16 protein-coding genes and 1 riboswitch are annotated in these 18,919 nt (G+C 41.7%); of the genes, 4 read left to right on the top strand and 12 right to left on the bottom strand.

From position 1 onward, the window contains the following. Nucleotides 1–3 precede the first annotated feature (3 nt). A riboswitch (cyclic di-AMP (ydaO/yuaA leader) is annotated at nt 4–151 on the bottom strand. Between the two features lie 66 nt (nt 152–217). From LCD34_RS12780 to LCD34_RS12740, 9 genes are all read right to left on the bottom strand, one after another. Beyond that, nucleotides 218–2,299 carry a cellulose biosynthesis cyclic di-GMP-binding regulatory protein BcsB gene (locus LCD34_RS12780; protein WP_224559241.1) on the bottom strand — a complete coding sequence of 694 codons (2,082 nt, stop codon included), beginning with the start codon at nt 2,297–2,299 and terminating at the stop codon, nt 218–220. Nucleotides 2,300–2,303: 4 nt separating this feature from the next. Beyond that, nucleotides 2,304–3,527: a glycosyltransferase family 2 protein gene (locus LCD34_RS12775; protein ID WP_263490783.1), complete on the bottom strand. Its 1,224-nt coding sequence runs from the start codon at nt 3,525–3,527 to the stop codon at nt 2,304–2,306. A 37-nt stretch (nt 3,528–3,564) separates the two neighbouring features. Next, entirely contained in the window at nt 3,565–5,283 is a 1,719-nt protein-coding gene (locus tag LCD34_RS12770; RefSeq protein ID WP_224559231.1) for a DUF2334 domain-containing protein, read from the bottom strand. Continuing rightward, nucleotides 5,273–6,124 carry a GGDEF domain-containing protein gene (locus LCD34_RS12765; RefSeq protein ID WP_046527399.1) on the bottom strand — a complete coding sequence of 284 codons (852 nt, stop codon included), beginning with the start codon at nt 6,122–6,124 and terminating at the stop codon, nt 5,273–5,275. The genes LCD34_RS12770 and LCD34_RS12765 overlap by 11 nt, the downstream gene beginning before the upstream one ends. Further along, complete coding sequence (locus LCD34_RS12760; protein ID WP_057078458.1) at nt 6,105–7,187, bottom strand: glycosyl hydrolase family 8; 1,083 nt, start codon at nt 7,185–7,187, stop codon at nt 6,105–6,107. The genes LCD34_RS12765 and LCD34_RS12760 overlap by 20 nt, the downstream gene beginning before the upstream one ends. A gap of 197 nt (nt 7,188–7,384) precedes the next feature. Next, on the bottom strand, nt 7,385–9,571 hold the full coding sequence (topB, locus tag LCD34_RS12755; protein WP_182489480.1) for a DNA topoisomerase III: 2,187 nt from the start codon (nt 9,569–9,571) through the stop codon (nt 7,385–7,387). A gap of 72 nt (nt 9,572–9,643) precedes the next feature. Next, complete coding sequence (locus LCD34_RS12750; protein WP_017366640.1) at nt 9,644–10,699, bottom strand: tartrate dehydrogenase; 1,056 nt, start codon at nt 10,697–10,699, stop codon at nt 9,644–9,646. 97 nt (nt 10,700–10,796) lie between these two features. After that, nucleotides 10,797–11,729 carry a DMT family transporter gene (locus LCD34_RS12745; RefSeq protein ID WP_008347149.1) on the bottom strand — a complete coding sequence of 311 codons (933 nt, stop codon included), beginning with the start codon at nt 11,727–11,729 and terminating at the stop codon, nt 10,797–10,799. Beyond that, nucleotides 11,726–12,547 (bottom strand): AraC family ligand binding domain-containing protein, encoded by an 822-nt coding sequence (locus tag LCD34_RS12740; protein WP_017358421.1) that lies wholly within the window; start codon nt 12,545–12,547, stop codon nt 11,726–11,728. The genes LCD34_RS12745 and LCD34_RS12740 overlap by 4 nt, the downstream gene beginning before the upstream one ends. A 154-nt stretch (nt 12,548–12,701) precedes the next feature. Between LCD34_RS12740 and LCD34_RS12735 the strand changes: the two genes are divergently transcribed. Further along, nucleotides 12,702–13,376 carry a GntR family transcriptional regulator gene (locus tag LCD34_RS12735; RefSeq protein ID WP_025206775.1) on the top strand — a complete coding sequence of 225 codons (675 nt, stop codon included), beginning with the start codon at nt 12,702–12,704 and terminating at the stop codon, nt 13,374–13,376. Between the two features lie 132 nt (nt 13,377–13,508). Next, complete coding sequence (locus LCD34_RS12730) at nt 13,509–13,805, top strand: DUF3817 domain-containing protein (protein ID WP_008347156.1); 297 nt, start codon at nt 13,509–13,511, stop codon at nt 13,803–13,805. Nucleotides 13,806–13,863: 58 nt separating this feature from the next. Here LCD34_RS12730 and LCD34_RS12725 read toward each other — a convergent pair whose 3' ends face one another. Beyond that, nucleotides 13,864–16,113, bottom strand: a complete 2,250-nt coding sequence (locus LCD34_RS12725) for a hypothetical protein (RefSeq protein ID WP_224559229.1) — start codon at nt 16,111–16,113, stop codon at nt 13,864–13,866. Between the two features lie 160 nt (nt 16,114–16,273). Between LCD34_RS12725 and LCD34_RS12720 the strand changes: the two genes are divergently transcribed. Together LCD34_RS12720 and LCD34_RS12715 are read left to right on the top strand one after the other, a co-directional pair. Then, nucleotides 16,274–16,492, top strand: coding sequence for a hypothetical protein (locus LCD34_RS12720; RefSeq protein ID WP_048002380.1), 219 nt, complete (start codon nt 16,274–16,276; stop codon nt 16,490–16,492). Nucleotides 16,493–16,505: 13 nt separating this feature from the next. Continuing rightward, entirely contained in the window at nt 16,506–16,688 is a 183-nt protein-coding gene (locus tag LCD34_RS12715) for a hypothetical protein (protein ID WP_224559228.1), read from the top strand. A gap of 593 nt (nt 16,689–17,281) precedes the next feature. Here LCD34_RS12715 and LCD34_RS12710 read toward each other — a convergent pair. Together LCD34_RS12710 and LCD34_RS12705 are read right to left on the bottom strand one after the other, a co-directional pair. After that, nucleotides 17,282–17,704: a pyridoxamine 5'-phosphate oxidase family protein gene (locus LCD34_RS12710; protein ID WP_110487651.1), complete on the bottom strand. Its 423-nt coding sequence runs from the start codon at nt 17,702–17,704 to the stop codon at nt 17,282–17,284. Between the two features lie 294 nt (nt 17,705–17,998). Further along, on the bottom strand, nt 17,999–18,868 hold the full coding sequence (locus tag LCD34_RS12705; RefSeq protein ID WP_035390424.1) for an SDR family oxidoreductase: 870 nt from the start codon (nt 18,866–18,868) through the stop codon (nt 17,999–18,001). Between the last annotated feature and the right edge of the window lie 51 nt (nt 18,869–18,919).

Here is an 18,919-nt window from a genome sequence, read left to right as displayed (position 1 = left end):
GGTCTTTGCTCTCTTTAACGCTTACGAGGTTAGCTGACGGATTCGGGCGCATGAGATTTTGCCCTACCTTAAAAGGATTCACCCCACGTGGTGTTTTATACCACCACAATTGGTTCCCCCGCTCATCGAAATGATTCAGCGATTGGTCTTTTATAAAAGAGATCATACTCCCGTTTGACACCAAAGTAAAGAGATTTTTTCAAGGTCTTTTGATCGTTTAGAACTCAGTCTTTTTACGGTTTTTTCGTACGAAATAGACAATCATCACAAGCACAAAAAGGATGAGTGCAGCGATACACGCAAAGTAAATCCAAGCCTCGCTGCTGCTTTGTTTTTCACTTGTTTTCAGACTGTTCGATGTGCTGCTGACGGATTGATGATTAGAAAACACACCTTTGTTTTTACTCTCTATTGCAACTGTTGCTTTTTCTGTATTTGTTTGAAGAAATTGCATTACTTCATTTGACACGTTAGCTTCAGCTGCAGTCATTCCTGAGAAGACTGTCATTGTCTGTTCTTTATTCCAAACAGATGGCTGCGTCCATACAATTCGAGCCGTTGTTTCGTTGATCATGCCGAAAGAAGATACATCATACTGATCCTTTTTCACCGGAACAACGAGATCGGCTGCGTTTTCTTTCAGAAGAGAGAATGTTTGAATGCCTCCGATGAAAATGAGAGGGTGATTTTTCAATTGTTCATTTGTGACTTGAGAAGCTTTCATTAAATGATATTGAGCTACTTCTGGCTGACTAAAAGATTCCGTCAACATGGTCATTTGATTGATTGTTTCACGTTTGATTTGATCTGGTATGATGATCAATGTATTTTTCGAAGTGAACGGGAGCGGCCATGCGGCTAAATCTGGCTTTTCACTCATTGTTCCTTCTGGTATTTGAAGAGAGCTATTTTTGTCAATGAATATCCAGCCTTCTTCATCCGTATGTCTGCAGGATTCCATGTTTTTAAAACCACTTGTGACAAATTGCAAATCAATATATTCATTTTTTTGAAGTATCTTTGCATCTACTGGAATCGAGACATGATAGAATCCATTCGCATCTTTGTTGCCTAGTTTTGTTAATGGTACGTCGTGCGGTTCGTCATTGATCATAACAGTTAACCGTTCTGTTTTGCTTGCTGCTGTATCAGATTTTTTGAATGAAAGATTGAGCTTTGCACCTGATTTTTGGTTAGCTAGTAGCGCTTTCGGATAATAGTAGTGGTCGGATGCCGTCTTGTTGGTCCCAACCGTGACATCATCTCCGCCAAAATCTTTCAAACGAATCTTGTGAGATGGTTTAGACGTTTGAGCTGCAGTCTTTTGAATCAGTAAGTCCGTTCCAGTCAGTTGACCCGTTAATGCTGACTGAGTCAGAACGTTGATTTTTTCAGCAATTGTCACAGGTTTTTCCGCTGTCACAAATAAAATGGGCTGTTCTGTTTTCTTTGCTGTCAAAGTTCTCATCGCTAACGTAAGATGACTGCTTTTCGTTTTAATTCCTGCAGCTTGTTCAATCGTTTTCATCCGTCCATCCCAGCTTCCTTTAGCTCCCACAGCAATCGTTGGGTGCGTCACTTGCTTGATGTCCTTTTCTTGGATAAGTTTGATCTCTTTTTGGCGATCTTTGTTTTTCAACGTACGGTATACTTTGATGGCTGCTTCTAATTCAGCTCCATCCGGTGAATTAGGAATGACAATGTCTGTCTGTTCTTTCTGATCACCCGTTTGAATAAAAGGTGATGGAAAGTTGTCTAATGCGAGGTCTTTCTTTTGAATTCCTTTGAATACAAGTTCACTTTCAGGATACACTTTTAGCCAATTAGCAGGTGTCTCTTGGTTGATACACACGCCTTCTTTTAAGACACCATAAAATGTGACCTGAATGCGGTGAGTACCTTTTTTCAATTGTGCTTTGTTCAACTTGATTTGAATCGACTTCTTCTGGTTTTTCCCTGATACAGGGATGGTCTTTTCGATCTCTCCATCAATCATAACAGTGAATGAAGAAGGTGAAATCAATAATGGTGAAGCCTCTATATTTAACGTCAATGTGCTTGACTCTGTTTTTTCCTGATCCACTTGATAGGTAAATTCAGTGCGGTCTTCTTGTCCATATAAGGTCACTACGTCTTCTGATAGATGCTGCGTTTTTGTTTTGCTTTCTTTTGAAGGTTGAACCCAATCATCTTTGACTTGAACTCGGTTGGATTGCGCCATTGCTTGACCTGCCAAGAAAAAAGGCTGGATCGCTAAGGATAATCCTAATATATAAATCAACCATTTTAACGATTTCAATATGTCACCCGCTTTTCTTTTGTTGTTGATTGTAACGCTCGGTTTTGTACCATTTCACTTCTTGTTTCAATAATCGGCTTTTCGCCTCTACACATAAGGAGTACACAACAAGCGCAATCCATACTTGGGAATAGGTAAAGTACATGAGAACGACAATGAGAATGTTTTGTTTGGTCAGCTCTGTTTTCTCTATGCTTAACGTAATCATCACTTCTGTTAAAAAGAGGAAGAAGGCTAACCCCCATAGGATGAGTGCCACAGCTCCCACAGATAAGTGAAGATCAACGAATAAGTTTAAGATAAAAATGCCATTGGAGAGCAGTACACCAAAGAAAAATAAGAAATACGTAAAGAAAAAATAAAATAAATCGAAAATCATTCGTTTTCGTTTTAATTTCATAAACTGCCTTAAAAATTTGAGCACAACATATTGGTTGCCTCTAGCCCAGCGTGTTCGTTGCCGCCACCAGACTTTCCATGTTTCAGGCTCTTGTTCCCATGTAATCGCAGCAGGAAAGAACCGAATCACATAGCCCAGATTATACACACGAATTGTTAATTCAGTGTCTTCAGCTAGTGCATGGACATCCCAGCCGCCAAGCTCTTCTAAAATGTGCCGGCGGATCGCAAAGTTGGTGCCTGGTATCGTCGCAATGCCAAACCATTTCCATCTCCCGCCTTGCGCCATCCACTGGAAGCAGATCGTTTCTATGTTAATGAATTTTGTCAGGAGGTTTTTGGCTGCATTAATGACCCTGAATTTCCCGACAACAGCACCTGCTTTAGGATCATTCAATAATCCAAGAACCAAATGGTAGACGGCTTTCTTTTCAGGCATATTATCTGCATCGTATACACAAATAACGTCTCCTGTCGAAGCCTTTAAGCCTTCATTCAGTGCAGTAGATTTCCCCTTCCCTGCAAATGGCGGCTTTGTTTCAATCATATGAACATGATCGTATTGCTCACTAAATGATTGCACAATCTCCCCTGTATGATCAGTGGAATTGTCATTAATCACAATGATTTCAAGAAGGTGTTTGGGATAGGATAACTGGACCATGGCTTTTAGCGTCTGCCGAATGACCACTTCTTCATTATGTGCTGGAATGAGAATGCTGACGGTCGGCAGATCTTTCCCTTGTTTCGTCCATTTAGGCAGCACTTTTTCGTAAGTTAAATAGTGCTGAAAGCCTCCCTGCATCAGAAACATATGATATAGGAGCATGATCCAAATCAGTATTAATGATAGGTAAAATAAGATATCAGCCACCTGATTTTCTCTCCTTAAAGATCCGTTTTTTCATCGTCAGCCTTAAATACAATGTGTAAAAAGCAAATGCCACAATAAAGAGCAGCACCACCATTGTGAGCATTCGAAGCATATTTTCCATCCCGCTTCGTTTGTTTGTTTTTGGTTCAGCTATATTGGATTGCTCTATTTGAATATGTCCATTTCCTGTTGTTTTGATCTGGACATGCGGGGTTTCAACAGTCTGTTTTGTTTTCTTTAAATCTAGCCATTCACTAGAAGGGATCGCATCCATTTGTGTAATTAACTCTTGCAGCCCATCTATCCCCGCTTCCACATCATAGGACAGCCCAATGGCGGCGGATTGGATATGCTGCATGGATTGAATTGTCTGCTCAGCCAGTATGTTTGCACCTTCTTGGCCAGACGCTGTATCTATAGACTGTTCAGGATATAAAGTCATGCCATGAAGCATGGCGGGTGTCGACAAAAATGGTGATGCACTACTTGTTTTCCATGTACGGTCTGAGAGCTGCACCTGTCCAAATAGACTGGACACATGGCGGGAAATCACTTCATAGCCTTGCAGGGATATGGCGTCATTCGGCACTTCAAATGCAAGTGGATATAACCCCTGCTGCGTGAGCAGTTCAATGCCTTTCGTCAGCTTTTCTTCTGTATAGATGGCTTCTTGATGTTGATTGGATTTGATATACGCATTAAAATCTTTTTCATTCGGAAAAAAGCTTTTGTTCAGCTGCTGAACAGCTTTCTCTGGTTCATTTGACGTAACGGGCTGATCGTACTTTACATCCCAAAATTCAAAGCCTTTACCCGACTCCTCCGTTCGATACGTACGGCTAAACCCATGAAGAACGACACTAGCTCCATTGCTTTGCAATTGTTTTAACACGTGGACAAGTTTAGGCCGGTCACTGAGCGTCACTTCATCCCCTGTTGCTGGATCAATCCATATAGGGGTCACCGCCAGCAGAAAAGGGATATGGCGGGCTGTTACGTATCGCCCAAGTTCAAGTAACTTCTTCTCATCCGTGACGGGGTTAATCTTCCCAAGCTGTAAGTACTTTGTCTTCGTCTGACTAGAAACCGGCAGGAGAAGACTTTCAAGCACCTCTGCAAGTAGCTTGTCGTGCTGAAGCATATTTAGCATTCCGATATATGCCACACCTTCTTTTGTTTGAATCACAAATGGCTGCTCAGCTTGATTTTTCTTTATTAAGAATTTACGTTGCAGATCTGTCCCTTGAACCGTCTGAGCTGTGATTCCTCTCTCTAGCTGACGGTATTCTTGATCATCAGTATCTTTGATTTGACTGATGTGATCTTGTTTGTGAAAAGTAAGCTTGGAGAATGGGCGAAGCTGTTCCGCATTGTATCCTATTGCGATTAAACGTTTTGATTCGTTTATGAGACGTACGGTTTGTGCTTTCAACGTTCTCTTTTCTTCTCCTATATAGATAACTTGCTGAAAGTTATTGAGGTTCTTTTCAGTTATTTGTTCATCAGATAAAATGGTCGTTCGTGTGGAAAAATGCCCCACAAGTACATCAAGCATATGAACAGTTGGCGTTGTCTCACCTGATTGTGTGGAATAGACGATGAGGGTCCTGGACTCTTTCTCAAGTGCACCAGCTGATGTACTGTCTTTGATCGAAAGCATAGAGAAAAGAACGAATAACAAACAACATTTCGTCAAAACATTAAAGTTCATTCATCATCATCTCGTTTTCTAGTTCTTCTAAAAATTGCTCTGGTGTCCGATAGTCCGAGCTGCTTGTTAAATGACAGACATGAAAAGTTAAGGTCACTTCACGACCATTTAGCAGGACATGCGTTTGCAGTTTATCCTTTAGCTTTTCAAGAACGATCGAGACGTTTTCTGCAGGTGTGTGAGTGAGCAGCAGCCCGATTCGTTCTTCGGATAATCGAAATTTCTTATCGGTTTCTCTCACACTTTCGCGAATCTTCATACTGAGTTGCTGGAAAAGATGCTGCATTTCTTTTTCTCCATATAATGTTTTGAATTCCGCTGAGTAGTGCATATGAAGAAGGATAAAGACGAATGGCTGTTTGTATCGTTCTGCTCGTTTCATTTCCTCAGATAACTCGAGCCTCATCCGCTCTGCATTGTCAAAGCCTGTGGTTGAGTCAATCGCTACAAATTGTTTGATGGCCCTCTTTTGTTGGTCAATGGTGTGACGCATCGTTTTTATTCGCTCATGCACGTTTCCAGCAGAAATAGCAAAAAAGAGAAGCGCCACGCCCCATATCACGACATCTTGCAACGTTTGATGAGAAAAGAGTGAATTTGTGTGACCGAGCTCTGTAAAGAACATCCCGCTTCCTATAAAGAACAAAATCAACAAAGTAAAAACCAATGCTGGCAAAATACCAAATAAAATACCGCATCCTATCACGACAAATGTGAGTGTGATGATCATGACACTCTCCGCATCACGTCCATTCAAGTAGCCCATAAATAAAATGAGTCCCGCAAACGTGAGGAGCAGCGTATAATACGTGCGATAGGTGTTACTGAATAACCTTTTCATTTAGAAGCTCCCTTTCTGCAATTAGAGGCAATAAATTATCAAATGAGTGTGTATCTTTTTCGTTCATATAGCCTCCGTAATAAGGCTTGAGAGGATCTTGGATTTGCAGCTCTTTCATTCGGTGATAGACGTCTTTTGCAAAATCATCTTCTCCTTGTTTGAGTGCATATAAGATCACCAATGCATAGACTGAAGGCGATTCATACGTCACTGCTGGCTGTAATGTGCTCAGTTTATATCGTCCGTACAGCTTTCCTTCCTTTTGGAAGTTGGTTTTCAGCCATTTCATGATGACTGATGTATCAACCTGTGCACGTTCGGCATGAAGAGCCGTATAAAGCTGATCGATCAAGTTGATTTCCTGATCAAATGAGTAGACTTTCTTCGCTATGTCATAGGATTTTGGAAAAAAACCTTTTTGTCTCGGTGCATTTTGTAGAATGGCCAATTGGTTGTTCATCATTTGTTCTGTGAATAGGTGGAGGGATACTAGTTCTTTGATTGCTTTTGGGTCAAGATATGAAAGTGTGATTGTATGTGAAGTTTGCTTTGTCGATGCATCATAATAGTCGGTCAACATACCCTTGAACATGTTTTTGTCTTTTAACGCTTTTGCGATTTTTTTGGCTGTGGTTTGATACACTGACTTCTGCCACAATTGATCTGCTTTTTGAAGTGCTGTTACTACACGTAAGTCATCAACTAAAGCATTGACTTTGCTTTTTTGATGAGATTCGATTTGCCAGCTAAGAAGATCATGTTCCAGTAAGAATTGAGTGCGCAAGACGTCTACCTGTTGATCAAAAGATGTTTGATCTTTTTTTCTAACAAGATACTCCATCCAAAGTCCGAGCGATTCTGATAAGTAAGTAGGCTGTTCCGCAAGCGAGGTTCGAATCATGCCTTGATCTGTCATTAAGTGGTGAGTCATAAAGTACTCTCCTGACAATACTGGCTTTGCAGGTTCTGGTTGAGCTGAATGTTGCTGCTGTTTCCAGGTACATCCGCCTAGTAGAATGACAATGAGTATAGCGATAGCTGTACGATGTATGGGTGTATCCATTCGTGTCCCCTTTCAATCCTTGTTCTCTCTAAGCATCTAACGATTTATTATAGAGCGTTTCTGTTTAAATGAAAATAAATATTTTATACCAAATTACGAGTCTTTTCGCTTACATATTCCCATTTACAGAAAAACAACATGTCAAAATACTCGAACAAACAAAAAACCCATGCGAATTCACATGGGTTTTTACACAACTATTGATCTAATTTTAGTTTCTTCAATTGTTCTGCAAGTGCGTTATTGATTGGTTCTTCCACTTTCTTTTGTTTCTTCATATATTTAGACACATCGTGCTTACTGGCTCGTTTTTGATTGGATTGTGATTTGCGTTTTTCGAAAACAGACAGTTTCTCTCTATGACCACAAACACAGGCAAATATTTTGCCATCGCCTTCCCCGCGCAGCTCAAGCTTTTTATGACAGTTCGGGCAGCGTGCATTTGTTTTCTTTGCCACATTTTTTCGATGTCCGCATTCTCTATCCTGACAAACAAGCATGGTGCCGTTTTTCCCGTTCACTTTTAACATGAGTTTTCCGCAGTCAGGACAATGTGTGCCTGTCATGTTGTCATGCTTAAAGGTTTGGTTCGTTTGTTTGATTTCAGATACGGCTTGTTTTGCATATGACTTCATTTCACTCATGAATTGAGAAGCTTTCAATTGGCCTTTCGCAATTTTAGAAAGCTTTTGTTCCCATTCCGCTGTTAACGCAGGTGACTTTAAATCTTCAGGTACTAAAGAAAGCAGCTGCTTCCCTTTCGATGTGATGAAGATGTCTTTGCCTTTTTTCTCAATTAAGAAGCTGTTAAACAGTTTCTCAATGATATCAGCTCGAGTTGCCACTGTCCCCAATCCACCCGTTTCGCCAAGGGTTTTCACTAAGTCCTTTTCCTTGTTCTGCATAAATGCAGACGGGTTCTCCATGGCAGATAAAAGGGTCGCTTCGTTAAAACGAGCAGGAGGTTTCGTTTCGCCTTTTGTCTCTTTTAATTGGCGTACGTCAAGTGACTGCCCCTCTGTTAATGCCGGCAAGTGCTGATCTGCTTCGGCTGATTCCTCGTCTTCATAGGAATCATCGTACACGGCTTTCCAACCGGCTGATTGCACAATTTTTCCTTTCGCTGTGAATGTCTCACTGCCGATCTTGGCGATCACTGTTGTTTCCTCATATTCAAAAGGGGTCATCAGTACAGCGAGGAATCGTTTGGCAATGAGGTCATATAATTTACGCTCTTTATCACTTAATGCACCCGGATACAGCTCTTCCTCGGTTGGAATGATCGCATGGTGATCTGACACTTTGGCATCGTTGACGAAGCCTTTATGTGCTTTAATGCCTGATTGTAGAATGCGATTCACATGCTGCGCGTAAGGTCTAACGTTCATTCCTTTGAGTCGATCTTTTAATGTGGGAACGATATCTGCCGAAATAAAACGTGAATCTGTACGCGGGTACGTCACAAGCTTATGCTGTTCATACAGACGCTGAAGTGTAGACAGTGTTTCTTTTGCTGAAAAACCGTAGCGTTTATGGGCATCACGCTGCAATTCTGTCAGGTCATATAATCCTGGAGCAAAGGATTTTTTCGCTGTTTTTTTCAGTGCATCAATCACTGCAGGTTTTCCTTTACAGGCTGCCAAGCGCTCCTTCACTACATCCTCTTGGAATGTACGGTTTTGTTTTGTCTTTGCATCCTGCCAAGTCAGCGTCAGTCCGTCTACTTGTGCCGTCAGCCCAAAGAACGACTTCGGCTGGAATTGCTGAATGTCTTCCTCTCGCTTGGCGATCATAGCAATCGTTGGCGTTTGCACACGTCCACAGGATAACTGCGCATTGAACTTCGTTGTCAGCGCTCTTGTTGCGTTGATTCCTACAATCCAGTCTGCCTCTGCACGCGCAACCGCCGAGCGATACAGGTTATCATACTCTCTGCCGTCTTTTAATCGTTTGAACCCTTCTTGAATGGCTTTGTCTGTAACAGACGAAATCCATAAACGTTTTAGAGGCTTTTTCACATGGGCTTTTTCAAGAATCCACCTTGCCACAAGCTCCCCTTCACGTCCAGCATCTGTTGCGATGACAATGTCTTTTACATCTTTTCTCGCCAGCTGCGCTTTGACCGCTTGAAACTGTTTCCCTGTCTTTTTCATCACGACAAGCTTGAGTGGTTCTGGAATAATTGGTAAATCCTCTAGACGCCAGGATTGAAATTCTTTCCCGTAGCCTTCTGGATCAGCCAGTGTCACCAAGTGGCCAAGCGCCCACGTGACAATGTATTGATCTCCTTCTAAGAAACCATTTCCTTTTTTATGACACTTCAGCACACGTGCAAGGTCACGTCCTACCGAAGGTTTCTCTGCTAATACAACTGTTTTTGACACTAGATTTCACATCTCTTTCTTCTATCCATCCTTTTATTATAGCAGACGTGGAGATGCGGTTCTAATGACGGATTATTTCTTCAATCGTTTAATGATTTCGTTTGTGACCTCTTGTGTTTGATAAGCTCCGCCGATATCTGCCGTTAAAAAGCCGTCTGCTGTGACAGATTCAATCGTATCGAGAAGGTGTGTGCCTAATTCTTCCTCTCCGAAATGATCAAGCATGAGTTTAGCGGTCCAGATTTGTCCGATAGGGTTTGCGATCCCTTTTCCAGCGATATCTGGTGCTGATCCATGTACTGGCTCAAACATGGATGGATATTTACCATTTACATTGATATTGGCTGCTGGTGCGACGCCAATACTACCCATTATGGCGGCACCAAGATCCGTCAAAATGTCACCAAATAAATTGCTGGCTACGATGACATCGAATTTCTCTGGTCTTGTGACAAAGAAGGCTGAGAGCGCATCAATGTGCTGAGAATCTGCCGCCACCTTAGGGTAGTCCTTTTTGACGTCTTGAAACACTTCATCCCAAAATGGCATGGTATGCACGATGCCGTTTGACTTTGTTGCACTTGTTACATGCTTTCGTCTCTTTTCTGCTAATTGAAAAGCAAAACGCATCGCACGTTCTGTCCCTTTTCTAGAGAAGACGGCATTTTGAATCGCAAGCTGATCCTCCCCTTGATAAATCCGACCCCCAATTTCACTATATTCGCCTTCTCCATTTTCTCTTACAACTAGTAGATCAAAATCTTTTGGCTGAGCAAGCGGAGAACGGATGCCCTTTAGCTGTTTTGCCGGTCTTACGTTAATCACCTGTTCAAATTCCCGTCTAATTTTAATGAGCAGTCCCCAAAGCGAGATATGATCAGGCACTAAGTTGGCATCACCGACAGCCCCTAAGAAAATACTGTCAAAGGCTTTCAGTTGTTCCAATCCATCCTTTGGCATCATTTCGCCATGCTCTAAATAGTATTCGCAGCTCCACGGAAAATCCTGAAAAGAAAAAGTCAGACCGCCATGCACCTCTGATATCGCTTTCAAAACACGTACTGCTTCTGGTACAACTTCTTTTCCTACCCCATCACCAGGTATCGTCGCAATCGAAAAGTGTTTCATTGTATTCTCCCCCTTATGAATGGTCGACCGTCGACCGATTAAGTTGAGTTTACTAAAGAGTTCATGTTCTTTCAATAAACAAAAAGACGCTTTTTGATCAAAGCGCCTTTTTGTTCTGCAACTGTAATGGGACTGACTGTTTTTTTCTACCTGCTCCTTTTTTATCTGAAAGAAGCAATCCTCCCAAAGTCAGAGCTGTTCCGAGCAGTGACATGAAGGTCAATCTCTCATGGAGAACGATCATTGAAATGACCATCGTGATGATTGGAACGCCATAAATGTAGATACTCGATTTCACCACACCGATCGTCTTCACGGAAAAGCTCCATGTCAGAAAACAAATAGCAGATGCAAAGACGCCTAAAAACAGCAAGTGGAAGGCAAACGATGGATTCGTCAACCGCTCCCAGTCTAAACGAATCTTAAAATGCCAGATCAGTGGAATCATCCATAAAAGCCCGTAAAAGAAAACACGTCTTGTCACCTGAATAATATGGTAGCCATATTGATTGATCATTTTCGATAAAATGGAATAAAATGCCCAGACAATGGTAGCCATAAATGCTAAAGCATCGCCGAGTGGATTCAATTGGAATGTCGTCATCCCGTTCAAGCTAATCAGCACAATTCCCGTCATCGCAATGAAAAAACCGATAAAAAACCGGCTATGTAGCGGCTCATCTTTTAATAAAAAATAAGACAATAGAAAAGAGAAAAATGGGACAACGGAGCTGATAACACCTGCATTCGAAGCGAACGTATAGGTAAGTGCAACATTTTCTAAAAAATAGTATAAGACCACACCGCATAACCCTGCGAGCGCAAACATCCCTTCATGCTTTCTATGTTGCACCTTCATGGTGACTGGATAAATGATCATCAGGGCAAGGTACCCAAGGAAAAAACGAAAAAATAAAATCTCTGTTGGAGAAAAAGCCGTTAATAATATTTTGGTTGATATAAAGGTAGATCCCCATAAAAAAATGGTGAGCATGGCTGCTAGATGACCAAGAAGCTGTTTATTTTTCATTTTGCTGTTACCTGCTTTGCAAAAATTTGCTGATACTGCCCTGGCGTAAGCCCAATAAATTCCGAAAAGAAATGAGTCAAATGACTTTGATCAGAAAATCCAGCGGCAGCAGCTACATCTATTGGCTTCATTCCTTGGGCGAGAAGTTCCTTCGCATAGTTCACCCTGATTGTCTGTAAATAACGATACGGCGTAATTCCTCTGAACTTTGTAAAAGCACGCAGCAATGAATATTTGTTCATGGACACAAGCTCACCTAAGTCATCTAACGATATATTTTCCGTGAGATGTGTTTCAATATATTGCTGTACGTCTTGGACTTTTTGTTCATTGGCATTGGCTGCTGATACTTTTTCCTCTGGTGTATCAGAATAGGTTTCGATCAACTGCTTCATCAAAAAGTAAAAGGCTTCCTGTTTATTCAAAGCAGGAGCTTCTTCTGTGATCATTTGATGAAGATCATATAATTGCTTTGCTAGTTCACTTTGTGAAACCACAGGGGCTTTAAAATGCGGCTTGTGCTGAAAGACCTTCTCCAGCACCTCTGGTTCAATATTTAAGCTGCGATAATCTAGCGGCATGTGATCAAATTGTTCACATGCGTGGTTATCGTACGGATTGAAAAGAAGGATATCTCCTTTTTCAATGATGTATTCTTGATTTTGGCAGAACATACGTCTTTGACCGCCTTCAATAAATCCAATCACATAGTATGGATGAAAATGTTTTGGGAACTTTTTGATGATGGCATGAAAGCGATACGCCTCTATTTGCAAGTCCTTATCAAAATGGACTGTTCGTTCCTCTAGTATTCTCATGTCGATCCCCTCTTTTCACTGAGCTGATCATTAGTGTAGCACACCCTTTTTCTCTTGGATTGTACGATATTGACTTTTCGATGCAGGCTTGCCTAGAGGGAAGAACTTGGATAACATGAGACAAAAGATGATGTACAAAAGAGGGAATGATGGGATGAATTCATTCGAGATGGAAAGACCAGCACCGTATCACATGCAATTTTATGAACAGCTGAAGCAAATGATTTTTGATGGCCAGTTTCAGCCAGGAGAGCGCATCAATGAAACGCAGCTTGCCAAACAATTTGGCGTAAGCCGCTCACCAGTGAGAGAAGCCATGCGGCTTTTAGAAAAGGACGAACTTTTAATCGCTGATCCCAAATCAGGCTACTCTGTCTATACGTTAACAGAGCGGGATGTCGAGGAACTCTATCAAGTCCGAATGGCTTTAGAAACGCTTGCCGTTAAGCTTGCCTGCAAAGAAGCCACAGATAGAGAAATAGATGACATTGAACAGGTGCTCACGAAGGCAGACGAAGCGATCAAACAGCAGCTGCCATCTCAGGATATCGTTCAGTTACACGAAGCGTTTCATCAAACAATTATACAAGCCAGTCACAATCACCGTTTATCTAAACAATTAAATCACGTGAATGCGCTCATTCATTATTGCCGCATCTTTCATTTTAGCGGCGGGCCTCGGGCCGAGACGATTCAAAAAGAGCATACGGCCATTTTCACTCAAATAAAAGAACGCCGGGCTGCTGAAGCCGTTCAGGCGATGACAGACCACCTCATACATGATGTGGCGCATTTAAAGCAAGTACTCTCTGAAACAACCGAAAAGTAATGCGTGTCATTTCCCATTTTTTAAGCATTCGTTGAACATATTTTGAATTTTTCGTAGATTATCGCATGTTCAGGCGATCTTTCGTTTATATTAGAAGATGAGAAACTAGCTTTTATACAGGAGGATTTGTATATGCATACAAGTATTAGCCGTCTGAGACAGGCGGGTTTTATTGAGGGTATGTCTCTTTTAACCCTTCTTTTAATTGCCATGCCTCTAAAATATTTTGCGGATATTCCGATGGCGGTCACCATTGTGGGCTCTCTTCATGGCGCATTGTTTGTGATCTATATGCTCATTTTGGCATATGTGACCTTTAAAGTTCGCTGGCATTTGAAATGGTCCATCGCCGGATTCTTTGCGGCATTCATTCCTTTCGGCAACTTCGCCTATGACAAGGTGCTTCGCCAGTATGATACAAAAGCTTAATCAAAAAGGGCTAAAACGACATTCGTTTTAGCCCTTTTTCTACACGCTGACGTATTTTTTAAATCGATGCATATTTCACAATGGCTGCTTGACGTGTCATTTCGTGATATGCCACCCATAATTCATCACCTGGCAAGACGCTAGTGATCGGATCGATTGGCTGTTTCACTTCATACATCACGCCTTCTCTCTCAATCTGAATGATCGCTAACGGCTGGTTGCCGATGACACCGGAAAATGTGACATGGGTCACTTTTGCACTTCCTTGTTTCTCTTGCATAAGACTGATTTCTTTATCTAGCTCTTCTTGTTTTGTCTGCATCGTGATTTGAGTTCCTGGCGCGACCTCCATATGGTCAGGTATGAATTGACTGACCGTTTTTGTAATGGATTGATCTCCGCTAGAAACCGTCACATCCAGCATAATAGGCTTCTGATCATGAATTGTGACTGGATATTGCTTCACCCGTTGGATCGTTCCTGTCAATGTCACGTCTTTCCCCGATCGATTCCGCACTTCATGGCCATAGGCTGCCATTTTCAACTGACCGCTGATGTCAACGAGATCGGCTTTTTCTCCTAGTTTAAATTCAAAACCAGCTGCTTGAACCATCGGAATGGTATACCTTTTCTGATCTGCTTCAAATGTAAGTGATAAGACGGTGCCTCGTCCTACGATTCCATATGATTCTATGTTTCTTAAAATAGCGCCTTTGATGAACTTTGGCTCGCTTGGCTGCGAGAAGTCACCTTCTTTTAAGAGCATCGCTTTTTTCTTTTTCGGATTGTAGAGAATGGCGATACGCTGACCCGGTTGCGGTATCTGAGTATAGGATACAACCGTTTTAACCGCCTTTTCGATATTTTTCCCATCATATTGAAATTGAAGTTGCATGTTGACCAGCGGCTGTTCGTTGATGTAGGTACCCGTTTCTTTGACAGATACAATATTGGCTTCTAATGTGACACTGTCTTTTATCTTGTTCTTTCTCACCAGTCTCAAAATCGGTGGCAGGAAGATCGCTAGCACAAATAACAGCAGTGGGATAAAGAGCCATATCGCCCAGTTGAGAATGAGTGGTCCGCCCTTCATAACATATTGCATAAAGGTGTCAACAGACGTTTGGTGGGCTGGACTGGCATTTTCGATTGAGATGACCTTTTGCAAAGAAAATTCCTTTAGCTGTTTGCTTTTCGTCTCAAATGCCCCCGTTAATTGGTTGCCAAGTGAATAATAGAGCCAATTGCTCTTCACATTTTTATGAAAAGAGAGATCTTCTTTTTGTAAAGATTCATATGACAACGACTGAGACAGCTTGCTGGCAGACGTCGCCTTATTCGTGCGATGATTATAAATATAACCAGTTAGCTTGCCTTTTGCTTCGTCCTTTGCTGTAGAGCCTAAAAGAAGAACTTCTTCTTCATTCAGCTGGTAGATAAAGGTTTGGTACATCGGTTTTGGTGTTGGGACGACTTCCCCAAGCCTTCCCTCTGCATCCACTTTCCTTGGTCTTTTTGGATAGTTGGATTCGACAGCGACAGCAACGTTTTGTGATGATCCGATCGTTTTTTTCAGTTGCTGCACGACTTTATCTTCAATGAGGCTAAACGGTTCTGCACTTTTGGAGACATAGACCTCAAGCTGATGCTTCTCGTTTGAGATTCCGCTGACATACGCCTTCTGGTCATTTTTCAAAGTCAATTCAAACATAGGGAATGGGGTCTGCCCTCTAAAAGAATTCATGACGACATCGATGGAAACAGGTCTTGCTGGCAGCTTCAGCTCGCTGAGATTGTGGACATGAAACTGACCATTCTTTAGCTCACCGAGGACCGCAGCAGCGCCTTCCATTTCTCCTGTAAACACGAGACGTCCATTCCATTGATATGTATTCGTTTTTAAAAATGAGGGAATCTGTAAGTTTTGCTTGACGAGTTCTTTCTTTGCTCCGCTTGGAGACAGTTTTTCGATCAACAGCTGATCGTCTTTATTTTTTAAAGCAAGTAAGAGATGGTTCCCTTGAATAGATGGCAGCATTTCATTAAACGTATCGCTTTCCGTTATCCATTCACTGATTCTTTTTCCTGATTGAGGATCATACATTGCAAAATGGAGCTGCTGGTTTTTTGATACAGCACTCACTACTCGTTTTCCTTCATCGAATGTAAATATTTGTTTGACGTCATATTGCGTCGCTTTCCCTGCTGACAAATCATCTTGGTAATGGTTCCACACCAAGACACTAAGAATGATTGCTGGAATAAAGAAGACAATATACCTGAGGAAAATCACTGGTATTCTTTTCACTTGATCGCTTCCTTTCATGGAGTTCCTTTTTCTTATACGTCAGTGCAGCGAGAATGTTTCATGCTAGCAGAATACCATTCCAACTTTCTAAATCCATATTTTACATATTTGATTGTTTACGATAAAATCCAATCAGATTCAAAAAAAGGATGTTATCTCAATGGATAAGCTATCATCGATCATTCTAGCGGCTTGGCTGCGTGTTCCCCGTTGGTTCAAGCAAGGGGTGCTCGTATCTATTACCATTTTCTTTTTTTATATGTGCTTTGTAAAGGGGCTGACTGGCTGGTACACCTTGCCGCCTGTCACTTTGCTCGCATGCGCCATTTGTTCCTTTTTCATCTGGATGGTGTGGCTAAACAGTCAAAAAAACAAGTAAAAAGGAGAATTTCATGAAAGAATCCATCTTTTATTTTGCTATCTCTTTTGTTCTTCAATGGGTTTGGTATGGGGTTGTGCATCCAGATAGAGGCGTGACACTGCTGGACATGTTGATCTTCTCTATTTTGTTTACGGTGATGTTCTTTTTTATTGGCCGGATTTGGAGGTATCAGAAGAAAGGGCGAAGGGATTGATAATGAAGCATTTCCTCTTTCTGTCGATGAGTGTTCGTTGTTCTATTGTTAGCGGCGGATCTTTTTGAAGGAGATATCATGCGGACGGTGTCCGCTTTTATCTTCCTTTTTCCTATTTTATTGTTTAAAACGTAAAAAGGCTGCCAAATAGATGGCAGCCCGTTTCTTACTCTTTTCATGCAAATAAATAATCAATGTTTAATCTCCGTCACGGAGTGTATGAATTAAGATTCGATCATATCAGTGTGTCATATGTGTTCCGAGTGAACCTACGTTTGAAAGTAAACGCCATGGAAGTTCTGGATAACAAGACAACGAAAGCCCTACCTCTCATTCGTCCTTACGGCTCCGAAGCCGTGCCAGTGTGAATTGTAAATCAAAACGTCTTTTTTCCATTCTTCCGCTTTTATAGGGGGCGGTTGCAGAAGGAAAAGAATAAGTTTGTTCGCTTTGACAGCGTCTCGTTCTTATCAAGTAGAAGCTCTATTGCTTCTCATTATGTCATAGAAAAAAGAAAGTTTACTTTCTTTATTTATTTGCTATTTCAACACTTAATATAAAACTATAACACGTTCCCCCAACTTACGCAAGTGTTAAAGTGATAATTCTGCTGGTGTCCGGTTTCCTTCGTTCATATAACGAATGGAGGTTGGGTCAATCTTAAGGATCACTAGGTTTGGATCATCTTTTCCTTTAAACCATTTCTCCATCTCATCAGACCAAAGGCGGTCGATCAATTCTGGATCATCAGTTAATGTGGCTTCACCTGCGATTTCTGCATATGTGTCCCCAAATCCTTCACCTGAATAACCAATGAGAATATGAACATTCGGATTTTTTTCAATCTCATCCGCTTTATGTGTTTCTTTGCTTGTTGGTGTATATAATGTCAGCCCTTCATGAAAAAAAGTCATATAGCGGGTATGCGGCTTATCTTGTTCAACAGTCGCCAATGTTCCGACTTTTTGTTCGTCTAATAAATTCATTACCTTTTGTTTTAACTCTTCTTGTGACATGTATCTTCACTCCTTCAAAATGTCATCCGTACTCTTAGGTTTCCACGACAACCCATTCATTAAACAAAGAAATGTGTTTTTCATAAAAAGACATCTTCTAGCTGATGCTATAAAAAACGGACACATTGAAAGGGGAAGTTGAACATGCATCATGAAACGATGTTCCATTTGAGTTCACTTGTTATTGCAGCGGTTGTTGTGGGCATTATCATATGGTCTGTCTCATCTGTACAGAAGAATCGGAAGAAATACTAAATACACCGCCCAATCAAAGCTGGGCGGCGTGTTTATTGATCATGTATTCATAAAGGAACCGCCGTTGACGTGAAGTGTCTGTCCCGTCATATAAGACGATTCGTCCGAAGCAAGCAGTACATAGCAGCCTACATGCTCCACAGGCTGTCCTGGTCTTCCCATTGGCGTCTCGGCCCCGAAGCTTTCGACACTGTCTTCATCAAATGTAGATGGAATGAGCGGCGTCCAAATTGGACCGGGTGCTACACCGTTTACCCGAATTCCATCTTTCACAAGCGACTGTGCCATAGAACGAGTAAAGCCGTTGATGGCCCCTTTAGTCGCCGTATAATCAATGAGCACTTTGTTGCCTCGATACGGGTTAATAGATGTTGTATTAATAATGGAACTTCCCGGTTTTAAGTAATCGAGTGCCTTCTTCGTAAAATAAAAATAAGAATAGAAATTGGTTCTAAAGGTTTGGTGAAGCTGTTCACTAGAAATATCTTGAATACGTTCTTTCGGATGCTGTTCGGCCGCATTATTGACTAAGATGTCCAGCTTCCCAAAGGCTTCAACTGTCTTTTCTACCGCTTTCTCACAAAAGGCTTCGTCCCCGACATCCCCTGCAATCGTTAAACATTTGACGCCTTCCTGTTCTACACGTTTTTGCGTATCCTCTGCATCCTCATGTTCATTTAAGTATACGATCGCGACATGAGCTCCTTCTTTGGCATACGCGACAGAAACGGCACGTCCAATTCCGCTATCTCCCCCTGTAATCAGCGCTACTTTTCCTTTTAGCTTACCAGACCCTTTATACGATTCATCCTCATAGATCGGCGCAGGATTCATTTCTCTTTCACTGCCTGGCTGCTGATCCTGCGTTTGGCGCGGAATGCCATTTGTTAAGTATTCACGTAAATCCATGTGTAAGCTCCTCCTTGATTTGTTGATGTATCCTTTCATTACCACTTCATT

It is taken from the genome of Bacillus sp. RAR_M1_44 (assembly GCF_020165935.1).
GTDB classification, from domain to species: domain Bacteria; phylum Bacillota; class Bacilli; order Bacillales; family Bacillaceae; genus Bacillus; species Bacillus altitudinis.
Note: the sequence above shows the minus strand (reverse complement) of the source record. Positions and strands in the feature narration are given on the sequence as shown.